At 47.0% G+C, this 16680-nt stretch carries 23 protein-coding genes; 19 read left to right on the top strand and 4 right to left on the bottom strand.

Annotation, left to right across the window (positions count from 1 at the left end; all coding sequences use genetic code 11):
• Nucleotides 1-172: 172 nt before the first annotated feature.
• From msrA to DIJ65_RS02285, 8 genes are all read left to right on the top strand, one after another.
• Nucleotides 173-853 carry a peptide-methionine (S)-S-oxide reductase MsrA gene (gene msrA, locus DIJ65_RS02320; RefSeq protein WP_117299477.1) on the top strand — a complete coding sequence of 227 codons (681 nt, stop codon included), beginning with the start codon at nucleotides 173-175 and terminating at the stop codon, nucleotides 851-853.
• A gap of 201 nt (nucleotides 854-1054) precedes the next feature.
• Nucleotides 1055-1249, top strand: coding sequence for a PLDc N-terminal domain-containing protein (locus DIJ65_RS02315; RefSeq protein WP_117299478.1), 195 nt, complete (start codon nucleotides 1055-1057; stop codon nucleotides 1247-1249).
• Complete coding sequence (locus DIJ65_RS02310) at nucleotides 1246-2127, top strand: ABC transporter ATP-binding protein (protein WP_117299480.1); 882 nt, start codon at nucleotides 1246-1248, stop codon at nucleotides 2125-2127. Before DIJ65_RS02315 ends, DIJ65_RS02310 begins: the two co-directional genes overlap by 4 nt.
• The gene (locus DIJ65_RS02305) at nucleotides 2124-2909 is read left to right on the top strand and encodes an ABC transporter permease (RefSeq protein ID WP_117299481.1); all 786 of its coding nucleotides are present in this window, start codon (nucleotides 2124-2126) and stop codon (nucleotides 2907-2909) included. The genes DIJ65_RS02310 and DIJ65_RS02305 overlap by 4 nt, the downstream gene beginning before the upstream one ends.
• A 79-nt stretch (nucleotides 2910-2988) precedes the next feature.
• Nucleotides 2989-3393 carry a VOC family protein gene (locus DIJ65_RS02300; protein ID WP_117299483.1) on the top strand — a complete coding sequence of 135 codons (405 nt, stop codon included), beginning with the start codon at nucleotides 2989-2991 and terminating at the stop codon, nucleotides 3391-3393.
• Complete coding sequence (locus DIJ65_RS02295) at nucleotides 3386-4090, top strand: CBS domain-containing protein (protein ID WP_117299485.1); 705 nt, start codon at nucleotides 3386-3388, stop codon at nucleotides 4088-4090. Before DIJ65_RS02300 ends, DIJ65_RS02295 begins: the two co-directional genes overlap by 8 nt.
• A gap of 12 nt (nucleotides 4091-4102) precedes the next feature.
• Nucleotides 4103-4927 (top strand): metallophosphoesterase, encoded by an 825-nt coding sequence (locus DIJ65_RS02290; protein ID WP_117299486.1) that lies wholly within the window; start codon nucleotides 4103-4105, stop codon nucleotides 4925-4927.
• 45 nt (nucleotides 4928-4972) lie between these two features.
• The gene (locus DIJ65_RS02285; RefSeq protein ID WP_117299488.1) at nucleotides 4973-5467 is read left to right on the top strand and encodes a GNAT family N-acetyltransferase; all 495 of its coding nucleotides are present in this window, start codon (nucleotides 4973-4975) and stop codon (nucleotides 5465-5467) included.
• Nucleotides 5468-5497: 30 nt separating this feature from the next.
• On the opposite strand, the gene DIJ65_RS02280 is transcribed toward DIJ65_RS02285, so the two are convergent.
• The gene (locus tag DIJ65_RS02280; protein ID WP_230321265.1) at nucleotides 5498-5821 is read right to left on the bottom strand and encodes a CHY zinc finger protein; all 324 of its coding nucleotides are present in this window, start codon (nucleotides 5819-5821) and stop codon (nucleotides 5498-5500) included.
• A 432-nt stretch (nucleotides 5822-6253) separates the two neighbouring features.
• On the opposite strand from DIJ65_RS02280, the gene DIJ65_RS02275 reads away from it, so the two are divergent.
• Genes DIJ65_RS02275 through DIJ65_RS02255 form a run of 5 tightly spaced genes read left to right on the top strand, consistent with a single transcriptional unit; the run spans nucleotide 6254 to nucleotide 8861 of the window.
• Entirely contained in the window at nucleotides 6254-6538 is a 285-nt protein-coding gene (locus DIJ65_RS02275; RefSeq protein ID WP_117299489.1) for a hypothetical protein, read from the top strand.
• Nucleotides 6539-7171, top strand: a complete 633-nt coding sequence (gene ribE / locus DIJ65_RS02270; protein WP_117299491.1) for a riboflavin synthase — start codon at nucleotides 6539-6541, stop codon at nucleotides 7169-7171.
• Between the two features lie 14 nt (nucleotides 7172-7185).
• Complete coding sequence (ribB, locus tag DIJ65_RS02265) at nucleotides 7186-7824, top strand: 3,4-dihydroxy-2-butanone-4-phosphate synthase (protein ID WP_117299493.1); 639 nt, start codon at nucleotides 7186-7188, stop codon at nucleotides 7822-7824.
• 2 nt (nucleotides 7825-7826) lie between these two features.
• Complete coding sequence (gene ribH, locus DIJ65_RS02260; RefSeq protein ID WP_117299494.1) at nucleotides 7827-8291, top strand: 6,7-dimethyl-8-ribityllumazine synthase; 465 nt, start codon at nucleotides 7827-7829, stop codon at nucleotides 8289-8291.
• 39 nt (nucleotides 8292-8330) lie between these two features.
• Nucleotides 8331-8861, top strand: coding sequence for a histidine phosphatase family protein (locus DIJ65_RS02255; RefSeq protein WP_117299496.1), 531 nt, complete (start codon nucleotides 8331-8333; stop codon nucleotides 8859-8861).
• Nucleotides 8862-8895: 34 nt separating this feature from the next.
• Here DIJ65_RS02255 and DIJ65_RS02250 read toward each other — a convergent pair whose 3' ends face one another.
• Nucleotides 8896-9519, bottom strand: coding sequence for a flavodoxin family protein (locus DIJ65_RS02250; RefSeq protein WP_117299497.1), 624 nt, complete (start codon nucleotides 9517-9519; stop codon nucleotides 8896-8898).
• A 132-nt stretch (nucleotides 9520-9651) separates the two neighbouring features.
• Between DIJ65_RS02250 and DIJ65_RS02245 the strand changes: the two genes are divergently transcribed.
• The 4 genes from DIJ65_RS02245 (at nucleotide 9652) to DIJ65_RS02230 (ending at nucleotide 14221) form a co-directional block, all read left to right on the top strand.
• Nucleotides 9652-10665, top strand: a complete 1014-nt coding sequence (locus DIJ65_RS02245; RefSeq protein ID WP_230321266.1) for a GTPase — start codon at nucleotides 9652-9654, stop codon at nucleotides 10663-10665.
• Nucleotides 10666-10759: 94 nt separating this feature from the next.
• Nucleotides 10760-11440 carry a response regulator transcription factor gene (locus DIJ65_RS02240; protein ID WP_117299499.1) on the top strand — a complete coding sequence of 227 codons (681 nt, stop codon included), beginning with the start codon at nucleotides 10760-10762 and terminating at the stop codon, nucleotides 11438-11440.
• Nucleotides 11421-12824, top strand: a complete 1404-nt coding sequence (locus tag DIJ65_RS02235; protein WP_313903003.1) for a HAMP domain-containing sensor histidine kinase — start codon at nucleotides 11421-11423, stop codon at nucleotides 12822-12824. Before DIJ65_RS02240 ends, DIJ65_RS02235 begins: the two co-directional genes overlap by 20 nt.
• 209 nt (nucleotides 12825-13033) lie before the next feature.
• The gene (locus DIJ65_RS02230) at nucleotides 13034-14221 is read left to right on the top strand and encodes a S1C family serine protease (protein WP_117299501.1); all 1188 of its coding nucleotides are present in this window, start codon (nucleotides 13034-13036) and stop codon (nucleotides 14219-14221) included.
• Nucleotides 14222-14298: 77 nt separating this feature from the next.
• On the opposite strand, the gene DIJ65_RS02225 is transcribed toward DIJ65_RS02230, so the two are convergent.
• Nucleotides 14299-14517 (bottom strand): hypothetical protein, encoded by a 219-nt coding sequence (locus DIJ65_RS02225; protein ID WP_071151801.1) that lies wholly within the window; start codon nucleotides 14515-14517, stop codon nucleotides 14299-14301.
• A 58-nt stretch (nucleotides 14518-14575) separates the two neighbouring features.
• The gene (locus DIJ65_RS02220; RefSeq protein ID WP_117299503.1) at nucleotides 14576-15280 is read right to left on the bottom strand and encodes a type 1 glutamine amidotransferase domain-containing protein; all 705 of its coding nucleotides are present in this window, start codon (nucleotides 15278-15280) and stop codon (nucleotides 14576-14578) included.
• A 225-nt stretch (nucleotides 15281-15505) separates the two neighbouring features.
• On the opposite strand from DIJ65_RS02220, the gene DIJ65_RS02215 reads away from it, so the two are divergent.
• Entirely contained in the window at nucleotides 15506-15826 is a 321-nt protein-coding gene (locus DIJ65_RS02215) for a hypothetical protein (protein ID WP_071151802.1), read from the top strand.
• A 15-nt stretch (nucleotides 15827-15841) separates the two neighbouring features.
• A complete protein-coding gene (locus DIJ65_RS02210) occupies nucleotides 15842-16666 on the top strand; it encodes a manganese catalase (protein WP_117299505.1) in 825 nt (274 codons plus the stop codon).
• The last annotated feature ends 14 nt before the right edge of the window (nucleotides 16667-16680 follow it).

Below are 16680 nucleotides of genomic sequence, written 5' to 3'. Positions count from 1 at the left end.
TTGGAGAAAGGATTTTGTGGAGATTTTCATTTTTCATTCGATATTCTTATTCGAGAAACAAACTGTTTTTCCTGCCTTGGATCCCTTTTTTCTGAGCCGCTGGACTTCCAGGCACCATTCGGGCGCATAAATCGCGGAAGTTGGGGAATAAACTGAACGAGGAGTGATTTATATGTTTCAAGGTTATCAAACTGTCGAAGATATGATCGGTAAATTCAATCCGAAAGCCGAAACGGTGGAGACCACAACCTTTGGCATGGGCTGCTTTTGGGGGCCCGAGGCGATGTTTGGAAGTCTGCCGGGCGTATTGAGGACGCGGGTGGGGTTTGCCGGTGGAACTTCTCCGAATCCGACTTACCGGCATATGGGGGATCATACAGAGACGGTGGAAATTGATTATGATCCGGCTGTCATCAGTTATGAAGAAATTTTAAGGGAGTTTTGGCTGAACCATTATCCGAATCGGGGAAATTACAAGGGCCGCCAATACATTTCGCTGCTGAGGTACCGTGGAGACGGCCAGAAGGAAGCCATCGATGGAGTGAAAAGTGAAATGGCTGAGAAACTGGGCGAGCCCATCGAAACAGACATTGCGGCCTTTGAGAATTTCACTCCGGCAGATGAAAGGCATCAGAAATATTACCTGAAGCGTTATCCGAATACACTTGCACAATTGCAGGATCTCTATCCGAAACCTGAGCATATGATTGACTCAACGTTTGCTGCGAGGCTGAATGGCTTTGTCAAAGGGTATGGGAAACTGCAAGGATTGAAAAGCGAAATCGCTTCGTGGAATATTGATGAAGAAAACAAGGAAATTTTGCTCAATAAACTCGAAACCATCAAATGGTGATACCAAACGAAAAGCCCGCCGGCAAGGTGAGGCTTTTTTGTATTCTCCGGTTATGCAGGAAATGAGACGGCAGAAAGGGAATACCTCTTATATAGGAAAAGTTTGTAAAAAGGACTCCGTTCTACATTAAAACAAGCAGGCACTAACGAATCGTGGAAACAGAGGGAATCCTGGTTTCTGGACGGAAAAGGAGTGAAGGTAATGGAAGAGCCTAGGTTGATATTGTTGCTGTTGCCTGTGTTTTTAATTCAATTGGGACTGATGATTTTTGCATTGGTGGATCTGATCAAAACCCCTTACACAAATGGGCCAAAATGGATGTGGGCAGTGATAATCATTGTGGTTAATATTATCGGCCCGATTTTATACTTTGTCATGGGGAGGAGGAATTATTGAGCGTACTGGAAGTCAAAGGACTGACGAAATCATATAATGGGCTGCTGGCGGCAGACCACATTTTCTTCACACTGGAAGAAGGGACGGCTACGGCTTTGATCGGGCCGAACGGTTCGGGCAAGACGACGACCCTGTCCATGATCGCTGGGCTATTAAAGGAGACAGAGGGAACGATAAAGAGGGATTTCAAATCGGGAGTCGGCTTTTTGCCGCAATATCCTCACTTTTTTCCTTGGCTGACTGCACTGGAGTTTACCGAAATGGCAGCGAAAATCAGTGGAGTTGACGGGAAAAAGGCGCGTCAGCAATCGGTGAGAGCACTCGAGTTTGTGGGCCTCGGATCCACGGTCAATAAGAAGACCGGTGCATTTTCCGGGGGGATGAAGCAGCGTCTTGGTCTGGCACAGGCAATTGTACATCAGCCGAAATTGCTGTTGCTGGATGAACCGGTATCATCCCTGGATCCGACTGGCCGGCGGGAGATTATGAACCTGCTGAAATCTCTGCAGAAAGATACAACGATTCTTTACTCCACCCATATCCTGAATGATGCAGAAGAGATGACGGATCAATTGTTATTCCTGAAACAAGGGAAATTGGTGGAGCAGGGTTCTCTTGCTGAGGTCAAGAGCCGCTATGCAGAACCGAAGATCCGGTTGCGTTTTGAAACCGAAGCAGCTGCAGCTGCATTTGAAGAACGCATGCTTTGGCAGATGCGCAGACAAAGGAATGTCATCGATCTTCCTTTGTCGGAAAATGGCCCAACAATGCAGCAGGTGCTCGAAGCATTGGCACATAACGGCAATGGCATTTCGGGAGTAGACCGCCAAACCGCTTCGCTGGAAGAAATTTTCCATAAGGTGGTGGGAGCAAAATGAACCAATTTGGGGTTTTGCTGAAAAAGGAATGGCGGGAAAATGTTAGGAACTACAAATTATTCTGGATTCCCACCGTATTTATTTTGCTCGGCATATTGGAGCCTGTCACCAACTACTTTCTGCCGCAAATTTTGGACTCGGTAGGGAATTTGCCGGAAGGGGCGGTATTTAAATTTCCAATCCCTATGCCTGAACAGATTATTGCAGCAATCATGGGGCAATATCAATTTGTTGGGCTCCTGATTATTGCGCTGGCTTACATGGGCACAATCGCCGGCGAACGGAGGAGCGGAACGGCCACCCTGCTGTATGCGCGTCCACTATCTTTTTCAGCTTATTTCATAAGCAAATGGATCATAGCCTCGGTTATCGCATTGCTGAGTGTTTGGCTCGGCTTCCTGGCAGGTTATTATTATACATACCTGCTGTTCGGAAGTGTTGATTTGATGGGATTGGTCCAATTTATGGCCAGCTACAGTCTATGGATTCTATTGGTAGTCTCGATTGTGATGGTCTCCAGTGCAATGATGCCGAATGCCGGCCTTGCCGCAGCGGTTTCGCTGGGAGTCATTTTCATCAGCCAGCTGGTTGACAGCTTGCTCGGCGCTTATTGGCCGGTTTCGCCCATGAAGCTTCCTGCATATGCTGCAGCCTGGCTGGAGACAGCACCGGATCTCGGGGATTTCTGGTGGTCTGTGGGCGTTACAATCGTTTTGATCGCCTTGCTGATTGTTCTTGGTATCTTCCTTTCCAGGAAAAGGGCTGCCACAACGAAAGTATAAAATACTTTGCTGCAGCTTTGCATTCGGAGCTGCAGCATTTTTTTGTTCGGGAGAATGTAAAGAGGGAAGGGGTGAGAAAATGCTTCATCATCTTGAATTGAATGTTTCCAATTTGAAAGCTTCCAGGAAATTTTATGATATGCTGCTTCCGTTGCTCGGCTATTCCCTGTATCAGGAATGGCCGGCAGGCTTCAGTTACAGGCATCACCACACGTATATCGTCTTTGTCCAAACAGAGGCCGAATTTCTTGAGCACGGGTATCACAGAAAAGCCGCAGGGCTGAATCACCTCGCTTTTCATGCATCGTCAACGCTCGAAGTGGACGAAATTACAGAAAAAATGCGACAATCAGATGTAAACATCCTCTATCAGGACCGCCATCCATATGCGGGAGGCAATGATACATATGCCGTTTTCATGGAAGATCCTGATCGTTTGAAAATTGAAATCACAGCATCGGAAAGCGGGGGCTTTTATGGATAAGCGGAATTCCGAACGGTTCTTGATTGCATTCAATAAAATCGAAAAGATAATGAAAGGCATGATCGACAGAAAAGACCATGTCAGTTTTTTCACAGCGATAGACCTTTCCAAAAAAGAACATGCGGCAATCCGAAAATACGAAGATGATTTGCGCGAATTCGGTGATTTGCGAAACGCCATTATCCATCACCGGACAGAACCGGAATATGTAATTGCCGAACCCCATACAGAAATTGTGGAAATGATTGAGCATATCGAAAGCCTCCTGTCCCAACCGGTGACAGTGGGGACAAGTTTTGCCAGAAAAGTCCACGTGTTCAGCTCGGATGACACATTGAGTAATGTACTGCGTATGGTGAGGGATAAGAAATTCAAGCATATTCCGGTTTACCGGAACGGTGAGTTTTCAGGGTTGCTTACAGCCAGCGGAATTTTGAGGTGGCTTGCGGCGACCGTGGAAGAGGAAAGCATTTCCCGGGAAATAACGACGATGGATGACATTCTGAAATTCGAAAAAAATGGGAACACTTATCGGTTTATCGCGTCAAATACTCCAGTGTATGAGGCGGAGGAAATTTTCAAGAACTCGGTGTTATCCGGGCATATGCTTGAAGCATTGCTGATTACACGAAATGGCAAGAGAGACGAGACGCTGACAGGAATCATTACGCCGATCGATCTGATTCAGACAGAATAGAAGGTTGATAGAATGAAAAAATTGATTGTTTTTCTGGTTTTCGCAGCATTGATCTGGCTTTTTGTGTGGGCAAACAACAACTGGATTCAGACTACGGAATATACGATTTCCTCAGAAGGATTGCCAGCTGCTTTCGATGGCAAGAAAATTGTACAGGTTTCCGATCTGCATAATGCCACCTTCGGGAAGAATCAGGAAAGACTGATTCAAAAAGTCAAAGACACGCAGCCGGATGCGATTTTTATCACCGGCGATTTGATAGACAGCAACCGGTACGACCTTGATGCTGCGCTCGTGCTGGTGGATGCATTGGTTGAAATGAGTGACGTGTATTTTGTAACGGGCAACCACGAAGTTGCAGTCAATAAAATAGACGAAATCAAAGAGGCGCTCGTGGAACGTGGAGTGATTTTTCTTGAAAATGAAAAGGTCCAGTGGGAACTTGAAGGCGAATCGCTGCAGATAGCGGGAATAAATGATCCATTGATGGATCAATATTACCGTGATGAGCAGTATACAAGGGATGCGATTGAAACTGCAGCGTTGACGGACAACTTCACCTTGCTTCTTGCGCATCGTCCCGAACAGCTCGCCGTCTATGCGGAAAATGAAATTGACGTTGTTTTCTCCGGCCACGCACACGGGGGGCAAGTGCGGATTCCAGGCATTGGCGGGATTTTTGCTCCAGGGCAGGGCTGGTTTCCCCGAATGACGGAAGGCGTTTTCGAGAAGGAAGAGACCCGGCTTGTGTTAAGCCGGGGCCTCGGAAACAGCGGATTTCCAGTGCGTATCTTTAATCTGCCGGAAGTGGTGTCTGTCACCTTGGAAAAAGAATAGAACACTGCCTGGAGATATGCAATGCGTTTAGGGAGGGGAGTAAGCATGATCAGGAAAGAAGAAGTTTCCCTTAGTTTGTACAATCCGAAAATAACGGTGGGATATGAGCTGCCTTCCGAACAGCTGGAATTTTCGGGAATGCCGCAGGATATCATTGACCGCGACAAAGACAACCCGTTAAAGCATTTCGTCATCATCCATGCCAGAAATGAATCGGCGGGCTTTCTCGAACTTGATGAATCGGATGATCGCAGGAAGTACTCCAACAATCCCAATTCTCTGTTGCTGAGAGGATTTTCCGTCAATCCGAAATTTCAGGGGCGTGGCATTGCTACCGGTTCGATCTACGCATTGCCGGATTTCATCCGCAGGGAATTTCCGGCGATCGATGAAGTCGTTCTCGGTGTGAACGCCAGGAACAAGCCGGCAAAGAGGCTTTTTGAAAAAGCGGGGTTCGAAGATACCGGAAGGCGTTTTATGCGCACGAGCGGGGAACAGATAGTCATGTGCATGAGAATTGAAAAGGAGCAGCCGGCGTAATTGCCGGCTGCTCTTTTTATATGCAGCTATTCATGCAAAATATAGATGTTTGTGGAGGCTGCAGCCGGGATTGAAAGCTGCCGAGCAGGAAGGGCATGCAGAAGCGCATTGCAGGTACTCCTCCACTGAAAGTTCATAGCCGCATGAGCCGCAGAGCACTGCCTTTTCACTGAACTTCTCTTTCGGCCAAACCTGATGGTTTCCGCAGCCGATGGCCTCGTGGCATTCAAAGCAGGGAAAATATTCTCCACAGCAATAAAATTTTATGGCAATGCGGTCGATTTCTGAATGGTAATGCCTGCACCGGGTTTCCGGATCAACGTCCAATCCTTTCACTGTCAGGGTATGAGCCAATGAAATCCTCCTCCGTCCAAGAACATCAAAAGATGCTTTCTTCTTTTCTCCTATGCTACTATGTAATAGACAAATAATCGATTGAATTCTTCGGGGCGGGGTGAAATTCCCCACCGGCGGTGAGCAGCGCCCTGCTGCAAGTCCGTGACCCGATAAAGAAAAGCATGAATGGCGTTCTCGCTATTCTTGATGTCTAGACTCCGGCAATCAGACCCTCGGTTCATAAGCCAATCCGGCTGTGCGGCACAAGAACGCCGCTTCGCCGTTTTGTCTTATGACTTTCGGGTCTTGCTCGATTACCTTCGCTTTTCTTCTTCGGTGGAGCTGGTGAAACTCCGGCACCGACAGTTACAGTCTGGATGGGAGAAGAATTCAAGTCAATTTGTTATGTGCCACTTCTTTTCGATAACCGAATCGAAAGGAGCGATCTTTATGGAATATACCACCAAGCAGAAGCGTTTTTTCATTTCTGACTGCCGAAATACAACAGAACCGTCTCAACCTTTTATTAAAGAGGGCTTTTTGGGCATGTCTGTATTCTGTCTGTCCATATTTCGCGAAAAGAAGATTGGCACATCGGTAACAGCAAGGTTATCTCCAATTTACTCTGCATCCCTTTCCCCACCACCCATTCGCCCCATGGTGGAAGATTACCCGAATTTTGAAATGCCAGTGATCAAAAATCAAGAGCAAAACTTGATAGAGGAGTGTGCCTGAATGTTCACAGGAATTGTGGAAGAAATGGGACATGTCACAGCGCTTCGTTCAAAACCGCAGGCTATGGAATTGACGATTGCCTGCTCCCTTATTATGGACGATATCAAAAGAGGCGACAGCATATCCATCAATGGTGTCTGCTTGACCGTCTCTGCCCATGATCAAAAATCCTTTACAGTCGATGTTATTCCGGAAACCGTCAATTCTTCGACCATGTCCAGCCTGCGCACAGGCTCCCGCGTCAATCTTGAACGCGCCATGCCTGCTACAGGACGTTTCGGCGGCCACTTTGTCAGTGGGCATGTCGATGGAGTCGGTGTTATCCGTGCGGTAAAAAAAGAATCGAATGCCGTGACGAAAACAATTGAACTGGACCCTTCCCTCATGAAGTACATGATGAAAAAAGGATCCATTTCCGTAGATGGTACGTCTCTTACGGTTTTTTCGGTTGGAAACAATACAGTCACGATTTCCCTGATTCCCACCACCCGGGAAGATTCATTGCTGGGCCAAAAAGGAATAGGAGAACGCGTCAATATCGAATGTGATCTTTTGGCAAAATATACAGAACGGATCCAACAGGCCGATAAACCGGAAATGTCAAGAAGCTGGTTGGCTGAACAAGGGTTCTAGAGGGAGGCATACTTTTGTTTTATACAGTAGATGAAGCACTGGAAGATTTAAAAAAAGGCAAGGCAGTCATCGTCATCGATGACGAGGATCGTGAAAACGAAGGTGATTTTATCGCTTTGGCTGAATATGCCACACCTCAAATCATCAATTTGATGGCGTCCGAAGGGCGGGGGTTGATTTGTGTCCCCATCACTGAGGGGATTGCCCGGAAACTGAGTGTCGGTTTGATGACCGATGATAATACCGATGAATACGGCACTGCCTTTACAATCAGCATCGACCATAAAGATACCACGACAGGAATCAGTGCGTTTGAACGTTCACATACGATTCTGAGCCTGATCAAAGAAGATGCAAAGCCCTCTGATTTCAAGCGTCCAGGCCATATTTTCCCGTTAATCGCCAAAGACGGTGGCGTCCTTGAACGTTCGGGGCATACAGAAGCGGCTGTCGACCTCGCAAAGCTTGCCGGATCGGCACCTGCGGGTGTAATCTGTGAAATCATGAATGTCGATGGCACGATGGCCCGGGTTCCGGATTTGATCACGGTTGCCGAAAGGTTGGAACTTGGAATCTTAACAATAAAAGATCTTATTGCTTATCAGGAAAAACATCAGGCTGCGGTTTCAGATCCCAGCGAAGGAGGAGAATGACAATGACTGTACATTATGAAGGTTACTTAAATGGAGAAGGGTTACGTATCGGCATAGTTGTCGGCCGATTCAATGAATTCATTACAGGAAAATTATTGAGCGGAGCTGAAGATGCCTTGAAACGCCATGGCGTCAATAACGAAGACGTTTCGATTGCGTGGGTTCCCGGAGCATTTGAAATTCCGTTGGTTGCTAAAAAAATGGCTGTCAGTGGGAAATATGACGCCGTCATTACGTTAGGCACAGTAATCCGCGGAGCGACTCCGCATTTCGATTACGTTTGCAGTGAAGTGGCAAAAGGTGTTTCACGTGCCAGCGATCAATCCGAAATCCCGGTGATTTTCGGCGTGCTGACAACGGATTCTATCGAACAGGCCATTGAACGTGCCGGAACCAAGGCGGGCAATAAAGGCTGGGAATCTGCAGCCGGCGCAATTGAAATGGCGAATCTGATGAAAAAAATCTAAGTGGTTTGTACAAGTTAATTAACCCGAGGAGGTGAGCCCATGAAAAAAACATTTTATTTGATCAGGCATTGCAAGGCGGAAGGGCAGGCGCCGGATGCAGAGCTGACAGCTGAAGGCAGCGGACAGGCTCGGGCATTGGCCGATTTTTTTGAAGACTTCGAAGTCGATCATATCATCAGCAGCCCGTTCACCCGCGCCATCCAATCGATTGAACCGTTGGCGGCAGCGAGAAATTTGCCGATTCAAATTGATGACAGGCTTGCCGAACGGGTATTGAGCACGAGTGACATGCCTGACTGGATGGAAAAGCTGGAACAATCGTTTGTAGATCTCGATTTGAAATTCGAAGGCGGAGAATCGGCTAAAGAAGCTGCAGAACGAGGGGCAGAAGTCATGGCCGAAGCCCCGGATAACGCCCTGTTGGTAACCCATGGAAATATGATGGGCCTGCTGTTGAAGAAATTCGAAGAAGCTTATGGCTTTGAAGAGTGGAAAGCGTTGTCGAACCCGGATGTGTATATTCTTACCATCGAAGGAGAAAACACTTCCGCTAAAAGAGTATGGGAATGAAAAAAAGCCAGGAACCCACGTTCCTGGCTTTTTCCTATTCCAAAGTATTGCCTTCGGCGGGAATCGGGTTGTTTTTCAGTATCCCTGCGAAGTGGTAGGTATTGTAAGCGAGACGTTCTATAGTGGATTTGGTGAAGTCATTGTCCTTGCCGGCATCCATATAGGAAGCTCCCGGACCTGCTTCGCCGACCCAATAGGCATCAGCGTTCGGTGGAATGGTGAAGCCGATATGGGAAAGGCCATAGAGAATCGAAGCTGAGGAATGCTTTGCTCCGTCTTCATTGCCGGTTACGATAGCTCCCCCGACCTTATTGTAGAAAACAGCCTGCCCTTTATCATTTGTCACGGCGCTGCTGCCGTATAGGCGCTCGATCGCCTGTGTGCAAAGCGAGCTTTTTTCTCCGAGCCAGATCGGTGTGCCGATGATCAGGATATCGGCGGCCATCACTTTCTGCAAAACTTGGGGCCATTCATCGCCGTCTCCCATATCTTCCTGGACACCATAGGCGATATTATAATCCGCCAACCTGACAATTTCCGATTCCACTCCGAGCTGGTTGAAATGCACTTTTACATCTTCCATAAAGCCTTCCGTATGGGAAGGGTCTTTGCTGCTTTTTAAAGAGGTATTGAGAAATAAAGCTTTTAAGTTCTGCATTTGAACACTCCTTTTGGGTTGATAGTACATGTTATTCCCTATGCAGCATTTTTTATTCATGGCGTTAAAATAGTTTGAAATGGATAGAACGATTATAATGAGGGTAGATATTCTTTAAGGGGGCGACTGGTTTTGGTGAAAAAGTTTGAAGATGAAGTGATGCAGACAATGAATAAGATGTTCGAAGATGAGATGAAGAAAGTCAACGATACGCTGGAACAGGATTTGCTGATCTCTCTGATCGGCGAAGTCAATGCCGGAAAATCCTCCACGGTGAATAAAATCATCGGTGAAGACATTGCCAGCACGAACCCCATGCCGGGTGAAACGGTCAGTGTCGACCCATACAATATGCGCGGTCTCGAAAATATAAAGTTTATGGATACTCCGGGCCTGAACGACCCGAATGACGAGAATCCGAAAAAGACACTCGAGTTCGTTCAGAAGTCGGATGTGGTGCTGTTTTTCCTCAACGCTGCAGGAACGGTTTTCTCAGACAGCGAAAAAGAAAAATTCACGTCCATTGAAAAGAACAATAAGGATATTCTCATTGTGCTGAACAAAATTGATGCAGCTGAAAATATCCCTTCGCTTATTCAATTCGTGAAAAACCATACGAACAATAAATACAAAGTGATTCCGATTTCCTCGAAAACCGGCGAAAACCTTGAAGGGTTGAAACGGGAAGTTCTGGTGATACTTGAAAAAAAAGGTAAGGACCTGCTTTTCGCAAAAAGCATGAAAGAAAAATCAACCGCAGCGACCAGATGGATTGTGGCTGCAGGGGTTTCTGCCGGAATTATCGGTGCATCACCGATTCCGGGATCGGATGTCGTGCCGCTGACTTCCCTTCAAGTGGGTCTTATTATCAAGCTGTCAAAATTATACGACAAACCTTTATCGAAAAAAGCGGCAAGAGATATGATTGTCATCACGGCTACCCAGACAGTCGGCCACACGATATACCGGCAGGCGCTGAAATTCATTCCCGGCGCGGGATCGGTCATCGGCGGTACAGTGGCTACAGCCATGACTGTAGCACTCGGCTATGGGGTGAAATATTCATATGAAAACAATATTGCCATCGACTATGACCTGATCGGTGATTTGTTTGATAAATATAAGCAGAAAGCAAAAAAAGCCTGAAAACGGAGCCACTCGCATGCGAGTGGCTTTTTTACGCTTGCGTAACTGAGGACAGTGTTTTACCTTTAATACAAAGAGTCAGAGGAGGTCCGGGATGCATATTTTAGTCGTTGAAGATAACCCAAGTGTCAGTACGATGCTGGAATTATTCTTTTCAAAGGAAGGAATCACCGGTGATTTCGCTTCTGATGGAATTGAAGGATTCAAAAAATATAAGCAGAATGACTACGACCTGCTAATTCTGGACTGGATGCTGCCGGGAATGGACGGCATTGCGGTCTGCAGAAAGATTCGGGAGCAGGGCGATCAGGTTCCGATTATTATGCTTACGGCAAAAGACAGCGAATCGGATCAGGTGATCGGTTTTGAAATGGGGGCGGACGATTACGTGACGAAACCTTTCAGCCCATTGACGCTGATGGCGCGGATAAAAGCCGTCACGCGAAGGTCGCAAACACCGGAAACTGCGGATGACAGGATCCAAACGAGACATTTCCGGATAGATAAGACGACGCGGGAAGTGCAATTGGATGGGGCCGTAGTAACCGACCTAACCCCGAAGGAATACGACCTGCTGGTATTTCTGCTGCAGCACCCGAAACAGGTTTTCAGCCGGGAACAACTGCTGGAGCGGGTATGGGGCTACCAGTTTTATGGGGACGAACGGACAGTTGATGTGCACATCAAACGGATCCGGAAAAAAATAACCGGCGGTGACAGGTATTTCCACACCGTTTGGGGAGTTGGCTATAAATTTGAAGAACAGGCGGATTAATTATTTTTATCAATTGATGGGCAGCCATCTCAGTATTTTGTTGGTATCTTTTCTTATTCTGAGTCTCTTATTTGTGCGGTTTGTCGAAGAGTTCGCTTATCAGGACAAGGCGGAGGAACTTGAATCCTATGGCCAGCAAATCTTACGGGAATTGGAAGGTCCGCAGCCCGCGGCAAATCTTGAACAATATGTTTCTATACTGCAGGCACAAAACATCAATTTCATTGTCTTTGATCAGCAAAGCCGCATACTGTACCCGATATCGGAAGCCTTTCCTCCGGTGGAATTGACACCAGAGGAATGGAATCTGATCGAGCGAGGGGAAACCCTGGTGGTCAACCGGGACGTGCGGCGGTTTGAGAATACGGTCACCTTTGTGGCTCTGCCATATGTGGAAGGCAGCCAGCTGGCAGGCGGAGTGCTGCTGGCTTCGCCGATAAGCGGCACAAGCGAAATGATTTATGAGCTTAACCGGACCTTATTGACGGCGATGCTGGCAGCATTGGCCATTGCGCTGTTGCTGAGCTACCTGCTGTCAAAGCTGCATGTCAGCCGTTTGCAGCGAATGCGCAAAGCGACAGCAATGGTCAGCGAAGGAAATTACAATGTGGAATTGCCGGAATCCGGTTACGATGAATTCGGGGATCTGGCAAGAGATTTCAATGGGATGACTGCAAAGCTCCAACAATCCAATGAAGAAATCGATCGGCTCGAAAATCGCCGCCGTCAATTTATGGCGGACGTTTCCCATGAGATGAGAACCCCGTTGACAACGATTGCCGGTGTCATCGAAGGGCTGCGCAGCAATATGATTGAAGAGGACCAGAAAGAAAAAGGGATGAATCTTGTCAGCGAGGAAACAAAAAGGCTGATGCGCCTGGTCAATGAAAATCTGGATTACGAAAAGATCCGTTCCAATCAGGTGACCTTGCTGAAAGAGAGGGTGGAAACCCGGGAGCTGCTGGAAATCATTAAAGAACAAATGGAATTCCAGGCTGCAGAAAAGGGCAATTCGATTGAGATTGATGCTCCGGAAGGACAGCAGGTCTATGTGGATATGGATCGCATCATACAAGTTCTCACTAATATCGTGAAAAACAGCATCCAGTTCACTGAAAATGGTGAAATTCGACTGGCTTCCTTTTCAGAACCGGAATACACCGTAATTGAAGTGGAGGACACAGGTGCCGGCATCGACGTGGAAGAAATCGGCTTAATCTGGCGTCGCTTCTTCAAATCCGATGTTTCACGGGGCAGCGGCCAGTTTGGACTCGGGCTGTCAATCGTCAAACAACTGGTGGAATTGCACGGAGGCGATATCCGGGTGGAAAGTGAAAAGGGCAAGGGCACAAAATTCGTTATCCGCCTGCCGGATGCAAAATGACGCAAAAGCGATTTTCGCTTTTGCGTTTTTGTTTGGATTCCCGTGAAAAGCTTCTATAAACTTTAATGCTTCGGTCATAGTTTATTCATATTTGCCTGATAATCTTTAGTCAATGGCAAAAAGAAAGGGAGCGGATACCACAAGCGGGCCTTCAACTGATGCCGGATCTAAGCATTTGGAAGAAAACTTAGAAATCAGGAGGCAATAAAATGGGATACTATAACTCTTTAGAACCAAAGAAAAAGAATAGAAGCAATTTCGTTTCAGGATTCACAGGGATTTTGGCCGGGGCAGTCCTCGCGGGTGTCGTATTGCCGGGATATACAGACATTGAGCAGGGGTTCGGCGAAGAAACGCAGCAAACGGAAAATGTAAGTGGCCTTGAAAATGTATCGTCAGTCATCACTTCAGACGTGACGGAAGTGGTCGATGCGACTTCGGCATCAGTGGTCGGCGTGACAAATTTACAGAGTGGACAGCAAAGTCCGTTTAGCCAAAGCAGCGGCAGTGAACCGCAGGAAGCGGGTGCCGGGTCAGGCGTCATTTATAAAAAAGAAGGTGACTCTGCCTTCATCGTTACGAATAACCATGTTGTTGAAGGCGCGGAGCAAGTAACTGTCACTTTATCCGATGGCACGGAAATCGATGCCGAAGTTCTTGGCACAGACATCTGGACCGATTTGGCGGTTCTGAAAACAGCTGCGGACGAAATTGAGGCAGTTGCTGAATTCGGTGATTCATCGGTATTGAAAGCCGGCGAACCGGTTATCGCCATCGGAAATCCGCTGGGTCTGCAATTTTCAGGGTCGGTCACAACCGGAGTGATTTCGGGTACTGAACGTTCAATTCCGATTGATATCAACAAAGATGGAACAGAAGACTGGCAGGCGGAGGTTCTGCAGACAGATGCAGCAATCAACCCGGGGAATAGTGGAGGGGCGCTGATCAACAGCCAGGGCCAGTTGATCGGCATCAACTCGATGAAGATTGCCCGGGATGCTGTTGAAGGAATTGGATTGGCAATTCCGATCAACTCAGCTATTCCAGTCATTGAGGATTTGGAAGCAAAAGGGGAAGTTGAAAGGCCAGCCCTTGGTGTATCCATTTTGGATCTGCAAAGCGTCCCGGCTCCGATTCGCCAAAATGAATTGAACCTGCCGGCTGAAGTCGAAGAAGGTGTGGTTGTGGAAACTGTAGCTGAAGGGTCAGGTGCAGAAATTGCCGGTCTGCGTCAATCGGATGTCATCGTGGAAATGGGCGGAGAAGAAATTCCCACAGTTCTGGAACTTCGCCAGTATTTGTATACAAAAGCGGAAGTCGGGGACACATTGAACATCAAATTCTACCGCGGGGCGGAATTGATGGAAGCAGAAGTTGAATTGACAGAAGGCATGTAAACGGATAGCACAAAAAGGCTCTCCCCATGTGGGAGAGCCTTTTGTCTGCTTGTTGAAATATTCAGTTGCAAACGTGGTCAGTCCATCAGCCCGAACAGGTCAAAGCTGATTCCGAGCACAAGAATAATCAATACAATCACAACAAAAATGACTACCCCGATTTTAATCTTGTTCATTTCTTTGACTTTCGGTTCTTCCAGCCCTTCTTTTCTTTCAGGAGGACGGTCCAAATTATCCGTACTTTCTCTCATATACTCTTCACGTTCATGCGGTTCGTTCTTATTTTTATCACTCACGATTTATGCCTCCCTCTTCGATAGTATTTAGTCTTTATATACCCGTAACAAAGAGTGCTCAATCAAAATACTTCTCCTCACGCTTTTCTTCTCGGCGTGACAGCGCTTTGGCCAATTCCTGGCCAAACAGCTCTGATGATCGGGGATCGCGTCCTGTCAGTATCTGGTCATTCGCCCAAACGGCGTATTGATCCTGGTCTTCCGCTTTGGAATATTTCGCAATTCGGCTCAGTTCATCTTCCAGGCTGAAAGGCAGCAAATCAATCACTTCCTCCGGCTCCTTGTCATTTGGATAACCGGTTACTTCCAGCCCGTCCAACAGTCCGCGTCCGTCCCTGGTTTTTGTGTAAATGAGGGGAGCGGGACCATGGCAGACAGCGGAAACGATGCCTCCAAGTTCATAAACGATATTAATCAGATTGTGAAGTTCTTCACTGTGGGCCAAATCGAACATGGCCCCATGCCCGCCGACGATGAAAATGGCATCATAATCACTCGCTTTGACATCTACCAGCGGGGTCGTTTTATCCGCAATACCGGATTCATATAATTTCTTGTATTTTCCTTCCGGATCGAAATCCTTTGAAATGCTGATTGGATCGACTATCGGTTTACCGCCCAGCAGTGAAGCAATCCCGACTGTATGACCTTCCTTTTCCAACTCCATAGCGGGTGCAAATAATTCTTCTGCCCACCATCCGGTAACGTAATTGTTTTCTTCGTCTGTATATCCGCCCGAAAGAACGGCTAAAACTTTTGCCATGCTGTTGTCCTCCTTGCCAATTGGATTATCTACTTCTTCTTTTACCCTCCACTGTAAGACTGAAACACTGCTTTAACGAGTCACCTTATGCAAGTGTGATGGAGGGTGTATTAGTTAATTCTTACAACCGCATTTTTATATCTTATTATCAGATAATTATGTTTTGTTTGGTCTTGTCGGGGTAATCAAACAATGTATGTAAAAATTTTGAAGGAGGAGGTCATGATGACTGACAAGCAGAACAAGCGAAATCTCGATCCGGAAAGAATGGATCAGCACGATGAAAAAGAATCTACTGATAAGGATTTTAATGCAGGAGGAAATGCATCCGATTATGATGGTGGCCATCCGAAAGACAGTGACCCGAAAAGCGGGGGGCGCATTAATAATGGTGAAGAGTATGCCCGGCGCCAGCATGGAAAAGATGAAATCGAAGAAAGATCTTTTAATGCAGGAGGAAATGCGTCCGATTACGATGGCGGCCATCCGGAAGACAGTTCAAGTGACAGTGAAGGACATATCGATTCCGATAAAAACAAAAACTGATGGGAGAGTGCTAACATGTTTTTACACAAAAAAGAACTGCAGTACAATGCTAAACCGGATGCTCCAGATGCGGTATTCGCGAAACAGCTCCAGGAAGTATTAGGTGGACAATACGGTGAAATGACGATTTTCCTGCAATATTTATTCCAGGGATGGAATATCAGAGGCAACGAAAAGTATAAAGACCTTCTCCTTGATATTGGTACGGAAGAAATCGGACATGTAGAAATGCTTGCTACCATGATTGCCCGGCTGCTTGAAGGCGCTCCAGTATATGAACAGGAAAAAGCAGCAAAAGATCCGGCAATTGGTGCAATACTTGGCGGTATGAATCCTCAGCATGCAATTGTTACAGGTCTTGGAGCGGCCCCGAAAGACAGCGTTGGTGTTCCATGGGTTGGCAGCTATACCATTGCGAGCGGAAATTTACTCGCTGACTTTCGGGCGAACTTGAATGCTGAATCTCAAGGCCGTTTGCAAGTTGCCCGACTTTATAGCCTGACGGATGATAAAGGTGTCAAAGATATGTTGTCCTTCCTGATTGCCCGCGACACTATGCACCAGAACCAGTGGATTGCTTCCATTAAAGATTTGGAATCCAAAGAAGGGGTAATTGTTCCTTCAACTGTGCCACCTGAATGGGAAGCTACGGAATTTTCACATACGCTGTTCAATAATTCTGAAGGCGAAGAAAGTTCGCAATTGCCATGGGTGGGAGAAACAGCACCGGATGGCCATCAATTCAAGTATGAGCAGCCGAAAGCATTTGGTGAACGGCCGATTCTAAAACCGGCACCGCCCCAGGCCCATAATTCTTTGCCGGGAGAAGATATGAAATAAATGACGAAGCCTCT

It is taken from the genome of Planococcus salinarum (genome assembly GCF_007004625.1).
GTDB lineage: Bacteria > Bacillota > Bacilli > Bacillales_A > Planococcaceae > Planococcus > Planococcus salinarum.
Note: the sequence above shows the minus strand (reverse complement) of the source record. Positions and strands in the feature narration are given on the sequence as shown.

Coding starts and splice junctions, on each gene's coding strand:
- DIJ65_RS02230 (WP_117299501.1), top strand. CDS start 13,034: ATGGGATACTATAACTCTTTAGAACCAAAGAAAAAGAATAGAAGCAAT.
- DIJ65_RS02290 (WP_117299486.1), top strand. CDS start 4,103: ATGAAAAAATTGATTGTTTTTCTGGTTTTCGCAGCATTGATCTGGCTT.
- DIJ65_RS02315 (WP_117299478.1), top strand. CDS start 1,055: ATGGAAGAGCCTAGGTTGATATTGTTGCTGTTGCCTGTGTTTTTAATT.
- DIJ65_RS02285 (WP_117299488.1), top strand. CDS start 4,973: ATGATCAGGAAAGAAGAAGTTTCCCTTAGTTTGTACAATCCGAAAATA.
- DIJ65_RS02250 (WP_117299497.1), bottom strand. CDS start 9,519: ATGCAGAACTTAAAAGCTTTATTTCTCAATACCTCTTTAAAAAGCAGC.
- DIJ65_RS02255 (WP_117299496.1), top strand. CDS start 8,331: ATGAAAAAAACATTTTATTTGATCAGGCATTGCAAGGCGGAAGGGCAG.
- DIJ65_RS02240 (WP_117299499.1), top strand. CDS start 10,760: ATGCATATTTTAGTCGTTGAAGATAACCCAAGTGTCAGTACGATGCTG.
- DIJ65_RS02295 (WP_117299485.1), top strand. CDS start 3,386: ATGGATAAGCGGAATTCCGAACGGTTCTTGATTGCATTCAATAAAATC.
- DIJ65_RS02215 (WP_071151802.1), top strand. CDS start 15,506: ATGACTGACAAGCAGAACAAGCGAAATCTCGATCCGGAAAGAATGGAT.
- DIJ65_RS02220 (WP_117299503.1), bottom strand. CDS start 15,280: ATGGCAAAAGTTTTAGCCGTTCTTTCGGGCGGATATACAGACGAAGAA.
- DIJ65_RS02210 (WP_117299505.1), top strand. CDS start 15,842: ATGTTTTTACACAAAAAAGAACTGCAGTACAATGCTAAACCGGATGCT.
- ribE (WP_117299491.1), top strand. CDS start 6,539: ATGTTCACAGGAATTGTGGAAGAAATGGGACATGTCACAGCGCTTCGT.
- DIJ65_RS02305 (WP_117299481.1), top strand. CDS start 2,124: ATGAACCAATTTGGGGTTTTGCTGAAAAAGGAATGGCGGGAAAATGTT.
- DIJ65_RS02300 (WP_117299483.1), top strand. CDS start 2,989: ATGCTTCATCATCTTGAATTGAATGTTTCCAATTTGAAAGCTTCCAGG.
- ribH (WP_117299494.1), top strand. CDS start 7,827: ATGACTGTACATTATGAAGGTTACTTAAATGGAGAAGGGTTACGTATC.
- msrA (WP_117299477.1), top strand. CDS start 173: ATGTTTCAAGGTTATCAAACTGTCGAAGATATGATCGGTAAATTCAAT.
- DIJ65_RS02275 (WP_117299489.1), top strand. CDS start 6,254: ATGGAATATACCACCAAGCAGAAGCGTTTTTTCATTTCTGACTGCCGA.